We start from the raw sequence: 21,300 nt of genomic DNA, 5'->3' as shown, positions 1-21,300 counted from the left end.
GATCGAAGATGTATGATGTTAAAATAGAAAACGGCTTGCTCGTTACAAGCCGAGAGACATTTCCTGGAACGATTTTTATTCAAGACGGGAAAATCGCCGCGGTGAAAGCGCCGGGCGCGAAAGATGAAGCCCGCGAGGTGATCGACGCTACCGGAAAACACGTGCTTCCGGGGTTAATCGATACGCATGTCCATTCCCGTGACCCCGGACCCACGCACAAAGAGGATTTTTCCACTTCCACACGGGCGGCCGCTGCCGGAGGAGTTACGACCATTTTTGAGATGCCGAACACGACGCCGCCGGTGCGAGATGGGGCTTCTTTTGACGGACAGGTGGAAAATTTACAAAAAAAAGCAACGGTCAACTTCGGCCTTTGGGGTATTTGCCTCGGTCCATTGAATAGAGACGATTTTACCGCCATGCATCGCAAAGGGGTCATCGGTTTTAAGTATTTCTGGGGATACGGAATTCATCGGGAGACGTTTCAACTTCACTACAATGTGAGTGAGGCAGATGAAGAGATCATCCAGCCTTACGATGACGGCGAAGTGTACGCGATGATGAAAGAAGTAGCCAAGACAGGGCAATTGTTCGCCGTTCACGCTGAAAATCACGAATTGATTCGCAGGCTCGGCGAAGAAAAAGACCCGGAAGATGAGTCCTACCAAGCTTTGCTAGCTTCAAGGCCAGGAGTTGCCGAACAGCTCACCGTTGAAACCGGGATCACGCTCGCCAAAGAAGCCGGTGCGCATTTTCATGTTTTACACGTTTCTGCAGCTGAAAGTGTTGCGGCCGTGCGCCGTGCCCAAGCGGCGGGGCAAAGGGTGAGTGTGGAAACATGCCCGCATTATTTATTTTTGAGCGATAAAGACTACGAGACGGTCGGCAAGGATATGAAAATTTTCCCGCTTGTTAAGACCAAGGCGGACCAAGAAGCAATCTGGGAAGGGGTCAATGACGGGACAATTACCGTCGTGTGTTCCGATCATGCACCACACACCGAAGAAGAAAAATACGGCGGGAAGTTGAGTGAGATTCCCGCGGGCATGTGCGGGGTCGAGACGATGGTGCCGCTCATGCTTAACGCGGTGAATGAGCGAAAATTAACAATGAACCGTCTCGTTGCGCTTATGGCGGAAAACCCCGCGCATCTGTACGGTGTTGCTGGACAGAAAGGGTCATTCGCCCCTGGAAGCGATGGGGATATCACGATCGTGGACATGGAAAAAACGGGAGTTATCCGTAAAGAAGCATTGCACAGCAAGAGTAAAATCAGTGCCTATGACGGTCGTTCGATCAAGGGGTGGCCCGTTCGTTCGATCATTTCCGGACAAACGGTCATGCAAGCTGGAGAAATTGTAAATGAAAAATACAACGGAAAACTTGTGACGCCTGGAGGTATCAATCATGGATCATCAACATACACGCGAGCTCATTCAAACGCACCAATCCATCCGTAAGTTTAAAGATACGGAGGTTTCCGAAAACATCGTGACAGATTTAGTGGAATCTGCCCGTTGGGCACCGACGTCCCACCATGTGCAAGCGTACACGGTCATCCGTGTCCGTGATCAGGAAAAAAGAGATGCCATTTCAGAAGTTGCCGCTAATCAAAAATATGTACGTGAAAGTCCGTTGTTCCTCGTATTTGTAGCGGATTGGCACAAGCATGTGATCACCAGTGAAAAATATGATACGAATTATGAGCTGGAAGAAACGGAAAATGTGCTCGTCGGCGCGGTCGATGTAGCGCTTGCTGCCGAAAACGTCTTGCTCACTGCCCGTTCCTACGGGTTGGGCGGCGTGATGATCGGCGGTGTTCGGAACGATTTGCACCGTGTGGCGGAAATACTTGAGCTTCCGAAACATACATTTCCGGTCATGGGGCTTTGCCTCGGCTATCCGGACCAGGATCCCGGACAAAAGCCGCGTTTTCCGAAACCAATGATTTTACACGAGGATCGTTATGAAGCGGAGCGGTATCATGAAGGCTTGGACGAGTATGAACGCGTGACGAGCGATTACTACGAAAAACGGACAAACGGAAAGAAAACCGACGGCTGGGGTGTAAACATGGTCAATTATCTCGCCACCCCCCGACGCCAACAAGTCACTACATTTTTAAAAGATCAGGGCTTTACATTGAAATAACAGGTTTGAAATAGGGGAGAGAGTGGAAAACATAAACATCATCCCCCTTTATAGTGAAGATAAGGGCCACAGCGTCCTTATCTTTTTTGGGGTATAAGGGATCAGTATGAATGGCTTTCATCCCATACAGAAAAAAGAGCGTAGAATTGCGAAACACCTACACCCTTTTCAAAACTTATTCACCATTTTCTTTCCGCTTTTGATTTAAAAAATAAATAAATGCCGCGAGACCGTAGAAGCCCCTTAACCCTTTTTGCTGTGAAATTTCCGTAGCTTCCTGTGATTGATTTCTCATCGACTCGGTCATGTCCACGAGTGACGATGACAATCTGCGGGAAGCTTCGCCTGCATCCCCGATCATGCCGAAGAGAGGGTTCAAAGTCGCTACTTTTTCATTGACATCCAAAATTGTTTCATTGGTGTTATGGAGCACTGTCCCTGTTTCTCTGGTGATTTCATCCAATTGCTCGGGGAGTTTCCCGACGGTGACCTCGGTTTTGGAAAGCACATTTGCCAAGTTTCCGAGGGCTCTTGCCAAAAAGACGACGAGAACCGCGAATGCAATTGCAAAGATTAAAGCTGCAATTCCCAGTAAATCCATTTTTTATCGCTCCTTCAAGTTAAGGCGTAGTTTCCCTTTGATTATCTACGATATCCAAAAATTCGGCAAGATAATCACCGATTAACGGTAAAGAGACGGTTTGCGCAAGGATAAAGCCGAGAAGGGCCAACAGAACGGCTGTGCCGATCGTCAACCCTACGCCTCTCGCGATTCCCGCGATGAGGTTGCTTTTAATGATTTCGCGTTTTGCGCTGAAGTGGTAGGCCATATCTTTCAGCCGGGACTTCGTCGTCATATCTTCCATTTTATCAATGAGTTGCTCAAGTTTTTCTATATTTTCGTCCTGTTCTTCATTTTTACGAGTCTTTTTTGGCAACTTGCGGTTGCGTGCCACGTGTGCCCCTCCTCGTTTAAATGCGGCCGTTTTTCAATAGATTATCTGAAGCTTTGGCAGCAGCAATGTCTTTTTCTGTGAGTGCTCCTTGATCCACGGTAGTCCATTGCACCGTAACGTTTGTATGGTCAATGGCCACATGAGGGTGGTGTTGAACTCCTTCCGCATAGACCGCGATTTTATTAAGAAAAGAAATTCCCTCAAAATAGCTGTCAAAGGAAAAACACTTCCATATTTTTTCTCCTTCCAATGTCCAACCTGCTAGTTCTCTTGCTTCTTCTTTTACGTCTTTCATGACGGTTCACCTCCATTGAATTTTCCTTTCTATCTATTCCTGTTTCGCGGGGTAATCAAACCCTTCTTTGTCTAATTATCGGCGGAAAAGGAAAAAACTATTTCCATTTTCCGCTGTTTTTTCGACAATGCCTGCATGTCGTCTTTGGTATCTTCATTGTGAAAATTACTAGCTGAAGACAACGGGAGTAGTGGCAAACATTGACGGTCGGTCCGTTTTTATTTAAAATTTAGAAGGATAGGCTACGCATAGATACGGTTTTATCCAGGTGGTAAGCGCCCGCTTTTCAGAAAATCAGACATTGGAAGCCGGTTCGGCTTCTGGCCTCTGAAATCTGACCTCCGTCTAAGCGGGCGGCGAAAACCCCGTTTTGTTCCGAAGCACAGGACGTGCTAGTGCCGGCATTGTCACAGGACGTGACGGTCTTTGCCGGCCGACGCACAGGATGGGGCGATTTTAGCCGACTTCCTTACTCAGAGGGAATGAAACCCCCACTGCTGATGGAAGTTTCGCTTTATACGTAATTTTGTAAAGGAGACACTCCAGCATGATTAATAAGGTCTTAATCGCCAATCGCGGTGAAATTGCCGTTCGCATCATTCGTGCCTGCCGTGAACTAAATATCGAGACGGTCGCTGTTTATTCAGAGGCGGACCAGGAAGCGCTGCATGTGTTGATCGCGGATGAAGCCTATTGCATTGGCCCAAATGTCGCGCAAGAAAGTTATTTGAACAAAACAAACCTGATCGCAACCGCGACGAAAACAGGCGCGGACGCGATTCATCCCGGTTATGGCTTTTTAGCAGAAAATGCAGCATTCGCTGAAATTTGTGCGGATCATGGCCTTACATTCATCGGGCCGTCTGCGGATGCCATTGATAAAATGGGCGCGAAATCACAAGCGCGCGAAACGATGCACGAGGCGGGGGTGCCCATTGTGCCGGGAAGTGACGGGCTTGTTGAAGAGGAAAAGGAAGCGCTTCAAACGGCAAAAAACATCGGGTATCCTGTCATTATCAAAGCGACAGCCGGCGGCGGCGGAAAGGGCATGCGTGTTGCGTACGATGCCGAGGAATTGACCCGTTCCATTACGATGGCACGTCAAGAAGCAGAAAGCAATTTCGGAAACCCAGGCGTATACTTAGAAAAATTTATCGAGGAACCACGACATATTGAAATCCAAATTATGGCGGACCGATATGGGAATGTGATCCATTTCGGCGAGCGGGACTGCTCCATTCAGCGCCGCCATCAGAAGCTTGTGGAAGAAGCCCCTTCTCCGGCGATTGATGAAGCCATTCGTAAAAAGATGGGGGAAGCGGCGATACAAGCCGGAAAGGCAGTGGACTATGTCGGTGCCGGTACCGTTGAATTTTTACTTGATAAACATAACCGCTTTTATTTTATGGAAATGAACACTCGTATTCAGGTAGAGCACCCGGTTACAGAAGAAGTGACGGGCGTGGATCTCATTAAAGAACAAATTTTGGTTGGCGGGGGAACACCCCTATCGATCGGACAAGAAGAGGTCACCGTACGCGGCCATGCCATTGAATGTCGAATCAACGCGGAAGATCCGCGGAAAAATTTTCGCTCCTCCCGGGAAAAGTTACGATGTATTTACCGCCGGGAGGGCCGGGAGTGCGTGTGGACAGTGCTGTTTACACAGGCTATACGATCACGCCTTATTATGACTCAATGGTTGCGAAATTAATTGTTTTCGGTAATGACCGCGAAGAGGCAATTGCCCGTATGAGACGCGCGCTGGTGGAATTTGTCGTTGAAGGTGTGGAGACAACGATTCCTTTTCACCTCGAGCTTATGGACAATGAAGCATTCGCTTCAGGGAACTTTGATACGACGTTTTTGGAAAAGGAGACCATCTAATAAAGGAGGACGCTCATCATGTATAACATCGAGGAAATTAAAGATTTAATAAAAGCAGTGGATGATTCGGGGATTTCCGAATTAGAAGTTACAGGCGAGGCCAATACAGGCTTGGTTATCCGTAAAAAACCGGACGGAGTGATGCAACAGGTGGCGGTTCCCGCGACGCAAGAAGCTGCTCCGCCGATATCGGCTGAAAACACTCAACCGTTAGCACAAGAGGGTTCCGATCAACAGCAAGCGCCCTCAGATCCAAACGTTGAACAAATCACTTCGCCGATGGTCGGAACTTTTTACCGCGCGCCTTCTCCGGATGCCGAGTCTTACGTGCACCCCGGAGACCGAATTAATGAATCATCAGTCGTATGCATCGTAGAAGCGATGAAATTAATGAACGAAATAGAGGCGGAAATTGAAGGCGAGATCAAGGAGATTCTCGTTGAGAACGGGGAGCTTGTCGATTACGGCCAACCGCTTTTTCTTGTGAAAAAATAATGCTGTAAAAGCCAGCTTCCGAAAAGGGGGCAAAACATGCATCTGATCGTTTATATGCATCCGAGTAAGGACAGCTTTAATCATGCGGTTTTGGCTACATATCGCGAGGCTTTGGAACAATTGGGAAAAGAAGTTGTCGTACGTGATTTGTACAGGCTTCCGTTTGCGCCGCTCTTAACGCAGACAGAATATGACCGTTCGTTAATGAATCGTTACGCAGATGATGTTCAAGAAGAGCAAGCTTATGTGGAACGGGCAGAAGCAATCACCTTCCTATTCCCGGTCTGGTGGGGCGGCTTTCCGGCAATCGGGAAAGGCTATGTGGATCGTGTGTTGGCTTATGGATTTGCGTTTGAGCTGGAAAATGAAAAGCCGATCCCGAAAATGGAAGGCAAGCCGCTCGGCATGATTTATACGACCGGAGCGACGCGTGACGTATGGGAAAGTGGCCAAAAGGACTGGATGGAAAGGTTAATGAAAACAGCGATCGCTGATTTTTGCGGGTTTATGCAAATCCCGCCTTTGCATCTTGGACATGCTGTCCTCGCCGATGACAACGAAAGGAAGCGAATGTTTGCATCGGTACGTGCGTATCCTGATCAATTTCCAATTTTTAGGGAGAGGTAAACAAACATGCTGCGACTACTTTCGATGGTGTATGGCAATAAAGCGCAACTGGGGATCGAACGTGAAGATGGCCAACAAATTTTAGTGCTCGAGGAAGCTTTTCGGCAACTCCAGCCGGGAACAGAATGCCCCACCGATATGTTGGCAGCCATTCATGGCGGCGAGTCTTTTCTAAAAAATGCGGAAGATGTGCTGGAGCAGGCAATAGCTGTGCCTGACCGAGATTTTTGGGTGCAGCCTTCGGAGATTAAGAGGAATGCGCCAATCGCCAAGACGCCGAAGAATATTATGTGTGTAGGCAAAAACTATGCGGCCCACGCGATTGAACTCGGCAGTGATGCAGACATCCCGGAGCATCCATTGATTTTCACCAAACCGCACACAAGCATTGGCGGGCACGGACAGCCGGTACACTTGCAACAGGACGTAAGTGAACAAGTAGATTACGAAGGGGAAGTGGCTGTCATCATTGGGCGCGAAGGGGCAAAAATTAAGAGGGAAGAAGCATGGGATCATGTATTTGGAGTCACCTTGTTGAATGATCTGACAGCAAGGGATTTGCAAAGCAGACATAAACAGTTTTTTCTCGGCAAAGGATTAGATGGTTTTAGTCCCATCGGCCCAGTGATTGTAACAGACGTGCATGAAGCTGCGCTCGCGGAACAAAGGATTACGACAAAGGTGAACGAGGAAGTGCGGCAGTCGGCACCGTTAACGGATATGATCTTTGACATCCCGGATTTGATCCATATTATTTCCCGGGGAATGACGTTAGAACCAGGGGATGTCATTGCAACCGGAACGCCGGCCGGAGTTGGCAAGGGGATGACCCCTCCCCAATATTTGCAGCCCGGAGATGATGTGTCTATTCATCTGCCGTTGATTGGAACGTTGGAAAATAAAATGATTGATTAGAGAGAAACAACAAAAGCCCGAGGGAAGCTTCCCTCGGGCTTTTGTGGCGATGTTTTGCTTAGGACGTTTGTCGTTTGCGCGGGGCTCGTCGCTGCCCTTTTTGTGGCATGTCGGCCATTTGATTGACAGATACGACATCTTCTGTCTTTTTCTGCGGCATATCCCAATAAGCTTCGTTTCCGGGCAGTTCGTCAAACCAACCGGCGTCGTCGGGGCAATCCAGCACCATAAACTTTCCGTAATTGCCGTCCCGGGATTGATGGTACTTCAAATAGGCTTTTCCGTCTTCAATGGCGAGGATTTCAATTTTACCGGATGTATGGCTCATAGAGAGACGAATTCGTTTCCCAAGGCCGCTTGTGCGCGCTTTTGCTTCTTCCGTGGCCTCATAGGCCTCTTTAAGGGATAGCACAAAATCCGTGTTCCCGGCAACGGGACGATTAATAAAGAAGTAATAAGGGGTCACGCCCGCCCAGGACAGTTTATCCAGCAATTCGGCAAGATCGTCCGGGTTGTCATTAATCCCCTTTAGTATAGGTGTTTGGTTCACAACCATGACGCCGGCATCGTGAAGCGCCTGAAAGCCGCGTTTTGCTTCGTCCGTAATTTCCCGGGGATGGTTAACGTGTGCCATGACATAAATTCGGTTGTCAGGTGTGGAATACTCCCTGAATAACTCAAGCAAAGCCTCGTCTTCGTAAATGCGCATCGGGTTAAAGACCGGAAGCTTGGAACCGATGCGAATAATTTTCACGTGAGGGATGGACCGCAATTCTTCAATGATGTAGCGGAGTTTTTTCGTCGCGAGAATTAAAGGATCTCCGCCTGTGAGCAACACATTGTTAATTTCCGGATGATTGCGAATATACTCAATTCCCGGATCCACATCGGACATTGCTTCTTTTACATCATTTCTGAACAAACGCTTACGGAAACAATAGCGGCAATAAGCTCCGCATACTTCGGAACAAATCAGTAAGGCGGTCGTTTCATATTTATGTTGGCAACCGGGAACGACATAGTTGGTATCTTCATCGGAAGCGTCCCAGCGCCCATATTCGGAAAGTTCATTTTCATTCGGAATAACTAAATTTTTAATAGGATCATTAGGATCTTCCCAGTTAATCAGCCCTATATAGTATTCATTGACACGGAACACAAATTTTTCCGTTATTTTCTTTAATCGTTCTCTTTCACCTTCAGGAATTTGCTCAATTTGATCAATTTTTGTAATGTACTTTGGTTGAGCCATATGGGAACACTCCTTTCAATATAGAAAAATATGGGCTCACATTCACCGATAGTATAGCAGTTGCTTTTCTATAGGTCAAAAAAGAATTATAAGATTCAAAAAACTAATCGGAATGAAAGATCCCCTTCATAAAGGAAGGGCGGGGAGGGGCAGTTCGGACAAAATCAGGGTACGCATTGAAATAAGTGTCCGAATCAAGGGCAAGCTCGGACAGATTCCATGCTCAGATCCAATATTTGTCCGAATAAGAGTCAAGCTCGGACACTGTGCACGTTTAAAATTGGGAAAGTGTCCGAAGTAGGATGAAGTTCGGACACTTTCGATTTGAAACGGAAGAGGTTGTCCGAGCTCAACACTCATGATATTTTTAGCATGTTTCTTGTTATCGCTATATTTATCGCTTAATATAGTGGAAGACAAACCATTGTCAAATCTCATTGAAAGGGGAGAGGAGATGCGCGTAATAAAAGAACGCGTAGAACCGAGTGAGTTAAAATATCTCAAATTTTTAAAACCGAGAAGGGGGTTAACGATAAAAGAAAATCAATACTACTTAAAACTTTTGAAAGGGTTTAAAGGTGAAAAAGAATTTGATCGTTTGATACAGCAAGAACTAACAGCAGATTGTCTCGTGCTCAACGGTTTATTATTCGAACATAGTCTAACAGTCTTTCAAATTGATACACTATTGATTTTTCAGAACGATGTTTACCTGATCGAAATTAAGTATTTCGAAGGAGATTTTTATACAGACGACGAGCAATGGCATGTTATCTCCGGAAAAGAAATAAAAAACCCCCTCCTACAAATCCAGCGTAGTGAGTCCACGTTTCGCCAAATGCAACAATCCCTCAAGTTAGATTACACCGTGAAAGCCTCTCTTGTTTTTAACAATCCGGAATTTCACTTGTACAATGCCTCTTCGGACCTTCCTGTTATATTCCCGGCGCAACTTTATCGTTTTGTGAAACGTTTAAATGACGTTCCCACAGAAATCAGCCAAAAGCATGAACAGTTTGCCGATCATTTAGTTTCGCGGCATTTAACCGATTCGCCGCATACGCGTGTGCCTGATTATGATTATGATCAATTAAAGAAAGGCGTTGTTTGCCCCAAATGTTTATCTTTTTTATCCCAAAAAGAAAGTAAATGGGTTTGTAATAAATGCGGAAATATGGAAGAGCGTGCAGATGCGATATTAAGAACGGTTAATGAATTTCAATTTCTTTTTCCGAATAAAAAATTGACGACAAAGACTATATGTGATTGGTGTGGGATTGTTCAAGGCTATAAAACCGTCAGGCGGATTTTAAACAAGCATTTCAATCGAATTGGCAACACAAACAATTCTTATTTTGTATGATGATGGTTAGTTCGGACAGATTCCATGCTCAAATCCAAATATTTGTCCGAATAAGAGTCAAGCTCGGACAGCTTAGGATATTAAATAGGTAAAATTGTCCGAACTAGCCACCAATTCGGACAGAAGTTCGGTTTAAACATAACAGAGTGTCCGAATACTGCTGTCCGCCCTTAACATGAATGAAATATTTCTTTTGAAAACACAAAATGAAATAAACGGTTCACAAAATCTTGTCCTCTGTGTATAATGAAATAAAGCATTCATATATTTATTTTATGAAATAATAATTTTACCGGAGGAATTAAAGACGATGACAATGCAAAAAGTTGTACATCCTGACGAGGTTTACACGGAGCGAACGACACAGTCACGGGCACATATGGAGCGGGCACGGACGGTTATGCCGGGCGGAATGACCGCGAACATTAAACATTTTGCGCCTTACCCAATTACGATCAACCGTGCAAATGGCAGCAAATTTTACGACGTTGATGGCAATGAATACATTGATTATTTAATGGGCTATGGCGCACTAATCCTCGGCCACGCACATCCCCACGTTCGCGAAGCGATTGTCCGTCAAGTCGAAGAGGACGGAACGTGGCTGTTCGGAACCCCCCATGATCGGGAAGTAACAATGGCAACCCGTATTCAAAAACATTTTCCCTCCATGGAACAAATACGCTATGCAAATTCCGGAACCGAAGCAAATTTATTAGCGATACGTTTGGCGAAGGCGTACACAAAAAAATATAAAGTAGCGAAGTTTGAAGGCCATTATCACGGGGCTATTGATTCCCTTCTTCTAAGCATTCATCCTTCCGAAAGTGCTGCCGGCGATCAAGAAGATCCGCAGGCTGTCCCCGATTCGGGCGGGATGGCGCCAAATGCTTCCGATGATACACTCATCCTTCCTTTTAACGACATTAAAAGCTGCACGCGTATTTTGGAACAACACAAAGATGATCTGGCAGCTGTAATTATCGAGCCAATGGAGGGCGGAATTATTGCGCCTAAGCAGCGGTTTCTTCAACAATTGAGAAAAGTCACCAAAAAGCTCGGCATTCTCCTTATTTTTGACGAAGTAAAAACGGCCTTTCGCACATCCATGGACGGTGTACAGGGTGTTTATGACGTGACGCCAGATTTAACAACCATCGGAAAAGTCGTGGGTGGTGGTTTTCCTTTTGGTGTTGTCGGTGGAAAAGCAGCCATCATGGAGCAAAGTTCACCGCTGAGCGGAACGGATATTTTTGCCGGCGAAGGCGGTCAATCATCCCAAAAGGCATTGTTCCACAGCGGGACGTATAATGGGCATCCGCTGATTCTCGCGGCGGGAATCGCGACCCTTGATGTCCTTGAGCAAGAATACGATGCACTTGTCGCTCGAACCGACAATTTTAGAGAAGAACTTACCCACCTGTTCCAAAAACACGACATTCCCATGAAAACGGTTGGCAGCGGGGCAATGTTTAGTGTACTATTAACGGAAAGACAGGAGATAAATCACTATCGGGATTTACAAACGTGTGATCATGATTCCAGAAAAAAATTAGACAAAGCATTATTTGAAGCAGGAGTGTATACGAAGCCGGGGAATCGCTACAGCCTCTCAGTCGTTCATGATAACGAAGCATTAACAAAAACCCTTGAGGCTTATGATCGTGTGATCCCGGAAGTGCTCCGTTAATAAAGCGACACGTCCATCAGAGGGATTTGTAACCAAGGTCGCCGGCATTACCCCTCCGGTGCGTCGGAATCAGGGGTCGTCCGGAAGTCAGAAGATCCAATGCTCTCATTTTCGTTTCCTGATCTTTCCGACCCCTGGCCTCTGAAATCTGTCCTCTGGAATTACCTCCTGCTTCTTTGGAAAGAGGGTGGGCATCGTGTCTCAAACAGATATCTATGAACAGATGATTGCCAAGCGGCAGGAGATGAGCAAGTCTCAACGAAAAATCGCCAATTATTTAATCAGCCACCAGGAAACTGCGCCTTTTTTAACAGCTTCCAAACTTGCAAAAAATGTAGAAGTGGGTGAAGCGACCGTCGTACGCTTTGCCTTTTTTTTAAATTACGAAGGATATCCGGATTTGCAACGGCATATGCAGGAAGCGTTGCAACGCAAATGGACATCGGCGGAGGTGTTTGCGCGGACCACCGAGCGGGGAGAGAAGCCGGAAGATACCGTCAGTGAAGTGTTATCCGATGACATTAACAACTTGCAGCAAACGTTGCAACAAATGGATAAAAAAGAATTCCAGGGAGCAGTCGAAGACATTGTTGACGCCGAGCGGATTTATATTATCGCATATCGAAGTGCGACGAGTGTGGCACTCTTTTTGGAATTTTATCTCGATCTTGTCTTGCAAAATACGGAAATGGTTCGGTCTGCGGACGGGGTATCGGAGCACCTCCTTGATATTGAGGAGAATGACCTTGTGATCGCTTTCGGGTTTTCAAGGTATACGAAACGGACCGTTGATGTATTGAAATACGTGAAACAAAAGGGAGCGAAAACGCTCGTGATCACCGATCATATGCTGTCACCGCTAACGCCATACGGCGATCGGAAACTGCTTGCGGTTACCGAAATTAATTCCTTTATCGATTCGTTTTCAGCCCCGCAAAGCATTGTGAGCGCGCTCATAACCGCGATTACCCGTTCCGAGCAGGATAAGGTGGAGAGAAGGCTCGAACAGCTCGAACATTTATGGGACGCGTTTGATGTTTTTCAGGAATAAAAAAGCCAGCCCGTTTAATTGGGCTGGCTTAAGCTTTTTATCCCGTTGATAAGCGACCGCTTTTTCGGAAGTCAGACATCGGAAACCGGAAATCGGAAGACCCTGAAAAAAGCTTTTTCCGACCTCCTTGTCATAGGGGGATCTCCCCCTATGATGGGAGTTTCCCTTTATGCGGTCGCGGATTCCGGATCCTGTCCCTGCCGTTTCTTGCGGAAATGCTGGATGATGGCGACAATAACCAAGATGGCGATTCCGGAAAGGGAAACCCAGATGTCAAGTGGATAGACAGCCAGGATACCCGCGGCAAAGATTGCCAGACTTTCAATGATTTTATTTTTAGCAAAGAAGTAACCCATTAATGATGCGCTAATTGCCACCATACCTATAATCGCGGTAATTAGCGGTCCTGCCAATTCGGCAAATGTCCAGTCCCCTTGTAAGAGTAACACGGGGTTGGTAACGAACACGTAGGGGACGACAAAGGCTGCTATCGCAAGCTTAAAGGCGACCACCCCTGTTCGCATCGGTCTGGCCCGGGCGATTCCGGCGCCGGCGTATGCCGCCAAACAAACCGGAGGTGTAATATCAGCGACAATCCCGAAGTAAAACACGAACATGTGCGCAGCAACATCAGGTACGTCAAACGCCAAAATCGCCGGTGCAGCAACGGACGCTGTAACCACGTAATTAGCCGTTGTCGGCAAGCCCATCCCTAAAATGATACAAGCAATCATTGTCAAGAATAGGACGAGGAAAAAGTTACCGCCTGCGATTTGAATAATGCCGTTCGCGAGCACACCGCCGAGTCCCGTGAAGACGACAATGCCGACGATGATTCCGGCGCTGGCACAAGCAGCAATGACCGGTAAGGCGACACGGGCGCCTTGTTCCATCGTTTGCAGGATGCCAAGCAAGTTGAGGCGCGTATCCTTGCGCAGAAAGCTGATGGCAAAAGCGGCTCCAATTCCCCAAAGCGCGGCGTATGTAGGCGTATACCCAAGAAGGAGAAGTCCGATAATCGTTATCAGGGGAATGATCATATCAAAACGCTTGGCAAATGATGCGATCGAAGGCAGCTGTGATTTCGGCAAGCCGACGATACCATCTCTTTTTGCTTCAAAATGAACGCCTAAAAAGACGCCGAGAAAATATAATATGGCGGGGATGATGGCATACACGATGAGCTCGTTGTATGGAATCCCTACATATTCAGCCATAATAAACGCCGCCGCTCCCATGATCGGAGGCATGATTTGTCCGCCCGTGGACGCACTGGCCTCGGCAGCTCCGGCGAATTCCGGTTTAAATCCTGCCCGTTTCATCATCGGGATGGTAAATGATCCCGAACCTACCGTGTTCGCCACTGAACTTCCGGTGACCATGCCTTGCAATCCACTGGCAGCAACCGCCGCTTTCGCGGTACCACCCGTATAGCGTCCGGTGAGCCGGAAGGCAACATCGTTGAAAAACTGCCCGATATTCGTTCGGACGAGCAAAACGCCGAAAAAGAGAAACAAAAAGATAAACGTTGATGACACTTGAATAGGGGTGCCGAAAATAGCTTCTGTGGAGTACAGCAACTGCGTGCTCATCCCCGTCCAGGAAAAGCCGGCATGGGAAAACACACCGAGCCAGTTGGCGCTTCCGTACACACCGTATAACAGTGCCAGAATAGCAATAATTACAATGGGCATTCCCACCGCGCGGCGAGTGGCTTCCAATAATAGAACAATCGCGAGCAGTGAAATGACCAAGTCCATCGGTTCAAAACCGAAGATTAATACATCGCTGACGAGGCGGTCATAGTGCCAAACCACATAGAGGTAGGAGAAAAGGGCTGTAAGTGATAAAAGCACATCGTACCACGGCACACCTGGTTTTCGTTTCGCCTTGCGGTTGATCGGATATAAAATATAGATGAGTGAAAGGGCGCTGCCAACGTGAATGGCCCCTTGGATTAACGCGCCATAGGACCCCGAAAATCCTGTGTACAGGTGAAAAGAGGTTAACGAGATGCCGAGGATGGCTACAACCCAGATCCATTTTCCCAAATTGTATCGGTTGTTGGATTCTTTATCGTATTTCTCCATAAGTTCTCGTTTTTCTTGTTCATCGATTTCAACGGCATCATTTTGGGTGTGATCTGCCACTGGGAACACCACCTATCCTAAAAAGATATCAGTCAGTCACGCGATTTTATCAAATGGCCTTTCGATAAAAACGGGCGAGGCATCGACGCCCGGCCCGTCTACATTAACATAATCTTCATTATTGATCTAACAGATCATTATCTTCAAAGTATTGTTCAGCTCCGGGGTGAAGTGGCAAATCTTCAGACCCAAGCATGATGTCTTCCATCGTCATATGCTCAGATTGTGCGTGAGAAACGTCGTCCGCGTTTTCATACAACCCTTCCACAATCTCGTAAGCCGTGTCTTCATCGACATCATCTAAAGACCCGATAAGAACCGCATAGGCGGCAATCCCTTCGATGTCTTCTTCCATGAAGTCATAACTGTCTTCTTCAATGGTGATACGCTCATAATCACTATTTGCTTCAATTTCATCGAGAACGTCTTCTTCAAGGCCCAGCAACTCAATGTCTTGCTGCGTCGCCAATTCTTCAATGTTGGTGGCAGGCAATCCTAGCAAACCGAACGTGGCATCTACGTTGCCGTCCTGCAGCATACTCGCGCCATCGCCGAAGCCTTCTTCATAAGCTTCGTAATCTTCAATGCCGTGCGCTTCAAGAATTAATTCTGAGGCAGCGTGGGACGCAGATCCGGGCGGTCCCATGTTCACTCTCATTCCTTCCAGGTCTTCGACGGATTCTATGTCGTCATCGGCAAGGATGGCAATTTGATTGGTCTCCGGATAGATATATCCCATAAAACCAAAGTTGTCCATCACTTCTCCTTGGAAATCACCATCGCCTTCGAGGGCGTCAAGTGCTGGGATGTGCACGGCCATCCCCAATTCCAAATCTTGCTCCGATACCCTCGCGATGTTTTCCACTGATGCGTCTGTGGCTACCGCGTTTACTTGCTGGTCGGTATGTTCATTGATGACATTCGCCATTTCTTGGCCGAGTGCATAGTAGGTTCCCCCGGTAGATCCGGTACCCATCTGAAGCGCACTGCCATCATCGGCTTCTTCATCGCCATCGTCAGCGCCATCTGATTCGTCCGCGCCTCCGTCGGGAAGATCTTCATCGTCCACTTCGGGAGCCTCTCCTTCTCCATTACAAGCGGCTAGTGCCAAAGCCGGCACCAAAAACATTGACATAAACAGTTTGTTCTTTTTCAACGTAATTTCCCCCTTTTCCCCTTATAGTTCTTCTTAATTTAATCAAAATGTAACACAAAAGTCAAAGGTTATAATACCCCATAACAAAAGTTACTTGCAGCTCCGAGAGGAAGGCAAAATCTGTACGTTTTTCATGGGTATGTGTCCCCATGTTCTGTATGATCCCCGCAAACGATGTTGTGAGGAGCTGTGTACTTGCGTATAATGTATAATATATACTGTTTATGGGGAAATTAGAATAAAACAAAACACCATTTTTTCCCAACATAAACCGAAACATCCAAATCATCGGGAAGAAGTGGTGATGTTATGCCCCAAGGAAAATATTTCAAGATTGGATATGCCATCGCGCTTATTCTATTGATCGTTTACCTGGGTACACTCGTTGATTTTATTTTTCAGCCGGTGATCGTATTTCTGCAAACGGTGTTCGCGCCGATCGCGCTTGCAGGGGTGTTGTTTTATTTATTTCGCCCAATTGTCAAGTTCTTTCACCGTTGGATGCCAAAAGGCGTTGCGATTTTACTTATTTACTTAACGTTTGCCGGATTGCTCACGCTTTTTGCCTTTATGATCGGTCCTGAGATTCAAAACCAGTTTAACAGTTTGGTTGACCGCGCCCCTCTTTTTTTACAGGAGATTCAAGGGTGGTTCAACACGATCATGCAAACGGAACTTGTGCAAAATATTATGGAAGATGAATCGATTAATCTGGAAGAGATTGGGTCAACGATCGGGAGTTACATCACCGATTCATTAGGAAATATTGGCGATAACATTATGAATGTTGTGGGTACGCTGACAAGTGTGGTCATCGTCATTGTTATTGTGCCGTTTGTCCTTTTTTATATGTTAAAAGAAGGAGAAAAAGCGCCGCGGCAAATTCTTCGTCTTTTGCCGAAAAAGCAAGAGCAGGAAGGCGAGCGTATCCTTAGCGACATGGATACGGCGCTTGCTTCCTTTATCCAAGGGCAAATTATTGTTAGTTTTTGTGTAGGGGTGCTTGTATACATCGCGTACGTTATCATTGGCGTGGATTACTCGCTAATCCTGGCATTGATCGCGATGGTAACAAATCTCATTCCTTTTATCGGTCCGTGGATCGGCACAGCTCCCGGGGTAGTAGTCGCCCTTTTTGATGGCTGGTTTACAGCGTTGCTCGTTATCGGGGCTGTAGTTATCATTCAGCAATTCGAAAGTGTCTTTATTTCCCCGCAGGTGATGGGGCACAAATTAAAATTGCATCCGGTAACGGTAATATTTGTCTTGCTTGTGGCAAGCAATATCGCCGGTTTTATCGGTTTGCTTTTGGCAGTGCCGACATACGCTGTTGGGAAAGTGGTTGTGATGCACACGTATCGTCTCATTCGACTGCGGTATAAAGAGAATGGGGACGAAAATAATGCTTAAGGAGATGATCGCGAGATGAGAAGTGAAAAAGACGGCATTCCACAGTGGGACTATGAAGAAATCGAGAAACATTTGGATGACGAATCCATTACATTTGTGGATGTTCGCGAACCTGATGAATATGATGAAGGACATATTCCCGGTGTGCCTCTTTTGCCGATGGGAGAAATTCCGGACCATATTGACCGGATGGATAAGGGCAAAACCCACGTATTTATTTGCCGCAGTGGCGGACGGAGCCAAAAAGTAGCGCGATACGCCAACGAACAAGGATTGGAACGTGCGATTAATTTTGACGGTGGCATGCTCTCCTGGGAAGGCGAAAAACAAAGCGGAGAAGAAAAACGAGTGAAAGACACCTCAGATTTGTATAAGTAAGCCCCGGCCGTACGCTCCTTTGGGAAGCGTACGGTTATTTAGTGCGTTGGGTTACTTTTACTTGTATTGGGTCGTCACGAACCCGATGTTGGGCGAATCAGTCTGAACCCTTATCCGTTCGTCCGTTGGCGTTTCTTATCGTTTTACGTTTAAATCTTTTCCAGCAGGGAATGGTAGATATAAAAGAATGGTGAAAGGGGACGCTTTATCATGGCAAAAGGAAAAGCAATTTTAGGCGTAGTTGCTGCTGCAGCCGCGGGTACGGGTTATTTAATGAAAAATCCCGACCAGCGGGCCAAGCTAATCGGAACGACAAAGAAGCAGTTGGCGAAATTGGCGGGCCGGGAAGGCAACGATGTTCCGCTGCAACAACGGATCGGTCACCCTGACCCCATGGATATAGACGATAACAACATGGTGGCGGAGGGCTCGACGTACGCGGTTGATTATTATAATCAAACGTATGGAGAAAATGGTGATGTTGCGACGCCGCTTGACAACACTATAGAGCAACGCCATCATTAAAGGATGGATACAAAGTTGTAAGCAAGGGTTGATCCCTTGCTTATTTGCTATGGAGCCGAATAACTTGCGCGAGGTGTCCGAGCGTGATTACAAGACAGACAACACTAAGGATGGAGTTACAGAAGATAGGGATTATTATCTTCGGTGCCTTTGCTGTAGCCATTGGGCTTAATTTTTTCCTGGAAACGGCTAATATATTCGCGAGCGGATTAACCGGGGTTGCCCAGTTTCTTTCTGCGTTTCTCCCATTTTCGACAGGTCTCATGCTTTTTGTATTAAATATTCCTGTCGCGATTCTCGGCTGGAAAAAAGTCGGACGTTTGTTTACATTTTATAGTTTTTTACACGTGGCATTGACGACGTTTTTCCTGGAAGTTGTCCCTTTCCAGGCGCTTGCCGATGATATTATGCTCAATGCTGTTTTCGGGGGCATTATCACAGCTGTAGGTGTGTCCTTGCCGTTAAGGTATGGGGCTTCGGCAGGTGGGTTAGACATTATCGCCCTTGTGCTGGCCAGGATGAGCGACCGCCCGCTGGGAGTATATTTTTTTGGTTTAAATGCACTGATCGTTGCAGCCGCGGGTTTTGCCTACGATTGGGAACAGGCATTGTTTACGCTCGTTTCCATCTATGCAACGTCTAGAATCATCGATATGGTACATACGAGACACGTCAAATGCACAGCTTTCATAGTTACGAAGCAAGCGGATGAATTGAGGGAAGCCATACATTCCCATGTCACACGAGGGATTACACGTATGCCGGCAAAAGGCGGATATGATGAGTCTGAAAAAGAAGTATTAATGATCACAATCACCCGTTATGAACTGTATGTTTTGCGGCAAGTGACGGAAGCAACAGATCCTAATGCGTTCACGAATATTGTGCCAACATCTGATATTGTCGGTTCGTTTCGAAAAGATGACTGAAAAATGCCCCCCTGTTTTGGGTAGCCAACAGTTTCACTTCTTTTCACGATCTGCCTACTATGAAAGGAGGGAGGCAAGGATATTACGGTTGCAAACAACGAACCATCTTTCACGAAATAAAAGATTTAACCGGTATCCCTTGCCCGTAAAAGATGAAAGTTGTACTTGCGTTTGTGGCATTGTTGTTCGTCATTGGTTGTCAACAAGAAGAACAATCTCAAGGGGAAGGGGAAGAGATGATGGAAGAAGGCCTTTACATGCAGGCAGATGCTTCGGAAACGGATGGAGGCATTCAAGTTGAATCAACCCTTGGCAATGGCGGGGATGAGCCGGTGGAACTTCGGTTCAATACGAGCCAACGGATCGAAATAAGGTTGTTTGAAGAAGGGAAGCCGGAAGAAACGGTATACCGTTCCTCCCAAGAGATGATGTACAATCAAGTCATAGGCGACTTGACATTGGAACCGGGCGAGGAAACAACGTTCAATGAAGAGATCCCGTCCATGTATTTGACAGAAGGAAGCAGTTACGAGGGGGAGATTCAGGTCACGGTCGCCGAGATGGATGATGACAAATCCCCGACTAAACCATCTGCTTCGTTCACAGTTGATATGTAATGCATTTTTGTCATGCATCCAAGGGAGAGGATCGAGCCGAAGCGCTCGATCCTAAATGTGCCAGTTGACATTTATGAAGAAAATATATATCATAAATCCTGATAAAAATAATAGGAAAAAGAGGTTTAATAAATGTCGACTTATGCGCAGCCTATCAATGAACAACAGTCGGTTGTTAAAAAAGAATCATCGCCAGCGCTTCAACCGCCGCAAAACAAATTGGTACTCGGCGCACTTGTTGTTACGCTGGCATTAGCCATTTTTCTTCTCGTTACCCAGAACATTGTTCAACCTTTACTCCTAATCATCGGAGTTGGTTTGGGATATACACTTTTCCATGCACGTTTTGGTTTTACTTCTGCTTTTAGGCGACTGGCCTCCGTTGGAAATGGCCAATCGTTACGGGCGCACATGTTAATGCTCGCGGTTGCCTGCTTATTATTCGCGCCTATCCTTGCCACCGGATATACGTTTTTTGGCGGGGATGCGGCAGGGAATATTTCCCCGATCGGCGTAAGCTTGATTGTTGGTGCGTTTATATTCGGTATCGGTATGCAACTGGGGGGCGGCTGTGCGTCCGGAACGCTTTATGCCGTTGGCGGCGGCCGTTCGGTCATGTTTATCACGTTGATCTTTTTCATCATAGGATCCACGATCGGTGCCGCGCATTTTGATTTTTGGATGGAAGACATGCCGGCCGCTGAACCGTTCTCGCTGGCTACATCTACCGGACTCGGGTACGGCGGCGCGCTCGTAGTGTCTTTGGCAATCTTTGGCGGGATTGCTTGGCTGACGAAATTCATTGAAAAGAAAAAGAACCCGCCGAAAGAAGCGCCGAAACCTTCTGCCATTGGGTGGAAAAGAATCTTTCGCGGGTCGTGGCCATTGTTTGCCGCTGCGATTGTCTTGGCGGTTCTCAACGCGGTGACGTTAATGACGAGTGAGAGCCCATGGGGGTCACATACGCGTTAACCCTCTGGGGATCCCAAGTTGCGGACGCCATTGGTTTCAACGTGGCAAGTTGGGGCTTTTGGCGAGGCGATGAAGCGGCGCTCAACGCTTCTATCTTCGCAGACACAACGACGGTGTTAAATTTTGGCGTTATTCTCGGTGCTTTTATCGCTTCAGCCGCCGGAGGCCTGTTTAAGTTTACGCAAATTAGGCTAAAAAATGCTTTCGCTTCCGTAATTGGCGGCTTGTTAATGGGCTATGGCGCTCGTCTTGCGTTTGGCTGCAATATCGGTGCCTATTTCAGCGGCATTGCTTCCTTCAGCGCTCATGGCTATATTTGGGGCATCATGGCCCTTTCAGGAACATTTTTAGCCCTTTTTCTAAGACCGTTGTTCGGTTTATCGGTGCCTAAATCGAAAGACTCGTTTTGTTAACCATTCGGGAATACTTGTTGGTACCAGCGGTTGCTTCAAAAATACGGACAAAATCCTGGATAAAAACG

The 21,300-nt window shown here is 46.9% G+C and carries 19 protein-coding genes and 2 pseudogenes; 15 read left to right on the top strand and 6 right to left on the bottom strand.

What is annotated here, in order from left to right; all coding sequences use genetic code 11:
- Positions 1-8 precede the first annotated feature (8 nt).
- Positions 9-1,460 carry an allantoinase AllB gene (gene allB, locus EPH95_RS07095; RefSeq protein WP_142088591.1) on the top strand — a complete coding sequence of 484 codons (1,452 nt, stop codon included), beginning with the start codon at positions 9-11 and terminating at the stop codon, positions 1,458-1,460.
- Positions 1,408-2,151 (top strand): oxygen-insensitive NADPH nitroreductase, encoded by a 744-nt coding sequence (gene nfsA, locus EPH95_RS07090; protein WP_142088589.1) that lies wholly within the window; start codon positions 1,408-1,410, stop codon positions 2,149-2,151. The genes allB and nfsA overlap by 53 nt, the downstream gene beginning before the upstream one ends.
- 175 nt (positions 2,152-2,326) lie before the next feature.
- On the opposite strand, the gene EPH95_RS07085 is transcribed toward nfsA, so the two are convergent.
- The 3 genes from EPH95_RS07085 to EPH95_RS07075 are packed head-to-tail and all read right to left on the bottom strand — an operon-like array spanning position 2,327 to position 3,402.
- Entirely contained in the window at positions 2,327-2,752 is a 426-nt protein-coding gene (locus EPH95_RS07085) for a DUF948 domain-containing protein (protein WP_142088586.1), read from the bottom strand.
- 19 nt (positions 2,753-2,771) lie between these two features.
- Positions 2,772-3,107, bottom strand: a complete 336-nt coding sequence (locus EPH95_RS07080; protein ID WP_142088584.1) for a DUF5665 domain-containing protein — start codon at positions 3,105-3,107, stop codon at positions 2,772-2,774.
- A gap of 16 nt (positions 3,108-3,123) precedes the next feature.
- Complete coding sequence (locus EPH95_RS07075; RefSeq protein WP_142088582.1) at positions 3,124-3,402, bottom strand: 4a-hydroxytetrahydrobiopterin dehydratase; 279 nt, start codon at positions 3,400-3,402, stop codon at positions 3,124-3,126.
- A 547-nt stretch (positions 3,403-3,949) separates the two neighbouring features.
- Between EPH95_RS07075 and accC the strand changes: the two are divergent.
- The 4 genes and pseudogenes from accC (at position 3,950) to EPH95_RS07055 (ending at position 7,326) form a co-directional block, all read left to right on the top strand.
- Positions 3,950-5,289: pseudogene (gene accC, locus EPH95_RS07070) on the top strand (acetyl-CoA carboxylase biotin carboxylase subunit).
- 18 nt (positions 5,290-5,307) lie between these two features.
- Positions 5,308-5,784 carry an acetyl-CoA carboxylase biotin carboxyl carrier protein gene (accB, locus tag EPH95_RS07065; RefSeq protein ID WP_142088580.1) on the top strand — a complete coding sequence of 159 codons (477 nt, stop codon included), beginning with the start codon at positions 5,308-5,310 and terminating at the stop codon, positions 5,782-5,784.
- A 36-nt stretch (positions 5,785-5,820) separates the two neighbouring features.
- Positions 5,821-6,411: an NAD(P)H-dependent oxidoreductase gene (locus tag EPH95_RS07060; protein WP_142088578.1), complete on the top strand. Its 591-nt coding sequence runs from the start codon at positions 5,821-5,823 to the stop codon at positions 6,409-6,411.
- Positions 6,412-6,417: 6 nt separating this feature from the next.
- Positions 6,418-7,326, top strand: a complete 909-nt coding sequence (locus EPH95_RS07055; protein ID WP_142088576.1) for a fumarylacetoacetate hydrolase family protein — start codon at positions 6,418-6,420, stop codon at positions 7,324-7,326.
- 58 nt (positions 7,327-7,384) lie between these two features.
- Here EPH95_RS07055 and EPH95_RS07050 read toward each other — a convergent pair whose 3' ends face one another.
- Positions 7,385-8,578, bottom strand: a complete 1,194-nt coding sequence (locus tag EPH95_RS07050; RefSeq protein ID WP_142088574.1) for a KamA family radical SAM protein — start codon at positions 8,576-8,578, stop codon at positions 7,385-7,387.
- A gap of 454 nt (positions 8,579-9,032) precedes the next feature.
- Here EPH95_RS07050 and EPH95_RS07045 point away from each other — a divergent pair, with 454 nt between their 5' ends.
- From EPH95_RS07045 to EPH95_RS07035, 3 genes are all read left to right on the top strand, one after another.
- On the top strand, positions 9,033-9,941 hold the full coding sequence (locus EPH95_RS07045) for a nuclease-related domain-containing protein (RefSeq protein WP_160141669.1): 909 nt from the start codon (positions 9,033-9,035) through the stop codon (positions 9,939-9,941).
- Positions 9,942-10,251: 310 nt separating this feature from the next.
- Complete coding sequence (locus EPH95_RS07040) at positions 10,252-11,631, top strand: aspartate aminotransferase family protein (protein WP_142088569.1); 1,380 nt, start codon at positions 10,252-10,254, stop codon at positions 11,629-11,631.
- A gap of 196 nt (positions 11,632-11,827) precedes the next feature.
- A complete protein-coding gene (locus EPH95_RS07035) occupies positions 11,828-12,682 on the top strand; it encodes a MurR/RpiR family transcriptional regulator (protein ID WP_142088567.1) in 855 nt (284 codons plus the stop codon).
- Between the two features lie 167 nt (positions 12,683-12,849).
- Here EPH95_RS07035 and EPH95_RS07030 read toward each other — a convergent pair whose 3' ends face one another.
- A complete protein-coding gene (locus tag EPH95_RS07030) occupies positions 12,850-14,772 on the bottom strand; it encodes a TRAP transporter permease (RefSeq protein WP_142091525.1) in 1,923 nt (640 codons plus the stop codon).
- Positions 14,773-14,950: 178 nt separating this feature from the next.
- Positions 14,951-15,988: a TAXI family TRAP transporter solute-binding subunit gene (locus tag EPH95_RS07025; RefSeq protein ID WP_227004086.1), complete on the bottom strand. Its 1,038-nt coding sequence runs from the start codon at positions 15,986-15,988 to the stop codon at positions 14,951-14,953.
- A 309-nt stretch (positions 15,989-16,297) separates the two neighbouring features.
- Between EPH95_RS07025 and EPH95_RS07020 the strand changes: the two genes are divergently transcribed.
- The 6 genes and pseudogenes from EPH95_RS07020 (at position 16,298) to EPH95_RS06995 (ending at position 21,232) form a co-directional block, all read left to right on the top strand.
- On the top strand, positions 16,298-17,398 hold the full coding sequence (locus EPH95_RS07020; RefSeq protein WP_142088565.1) for an AI-2E family transporter: 1,101 nt from the start codon (positions 16,298-16,300) through the stop codon (positions 17,396-17,398).
- 15 nt (positions 17,399-17,413) lie between these two features.
- On the top strand, positions 17,414-17,776 hold the full coding sequence (locus tag EPH95_RS07015) for a rhodanese-like domain-containing protein (protein WP_142088563.1): 363 nt from the start codon (positions 17,414-17,416) through the stop codon (positions 17,774-17,776).
- A gap of 210 nt (positions 17,777-17,986) precedes the next feature.
- Complete coding sequence (locus tag EPH95_RS07010) at positions 17,987-18,301, top strand: hypothetical protein (protein WP_142088561.1); 315 nt, start codon at positions 17,987-17,989, stop codon at positions 18,299-18,301.
- An 83-nt stretch (positions 18,302-18,384) separates the two neighbouring features.
- Positions 18,385-19,230, top strand: coding sequence for a YitT family protein (locus tag EPH95_RS07005; RefSeq protein ID WP_227004085.1), 846 nt, complete (start codon positions 18,385-18,387; stop codon positions 19,228-19,230).
- A gap of 152 nt (positions 19,231-19,382) precedes the next feature.
- Entirely contained in the window at positions 19,383-19,847 is a 465-nt protein-coding gene (locus EPH95_RS07000) for a BsuPI-related putative proteinase inhibitor (RefSeq protein ID WP_142088559.1), read from the top strand.
- Positions 19,848-19,979: 132 nt separating this feature from the next.
- Positions 19,980-21,232 (top strand): annotated as a pseudogene (locus tag EPH95_RS06995) (YeeE/YedE family protein).
- Positions 21,233-21,300: the final 68 nt, after the last annotated feature.

Source organism: Salicibibacter halophilus, from assembly GCF_006740705.1.
GTDB lineage: Bacteria > Bacillota > Bacilli > Bacillales > Marinococcaceae > Salicibibacter > Salicibibacter halophilus.
This window is presented reverse-complemented; position numbering and strand designations above follow the sequence as displayed.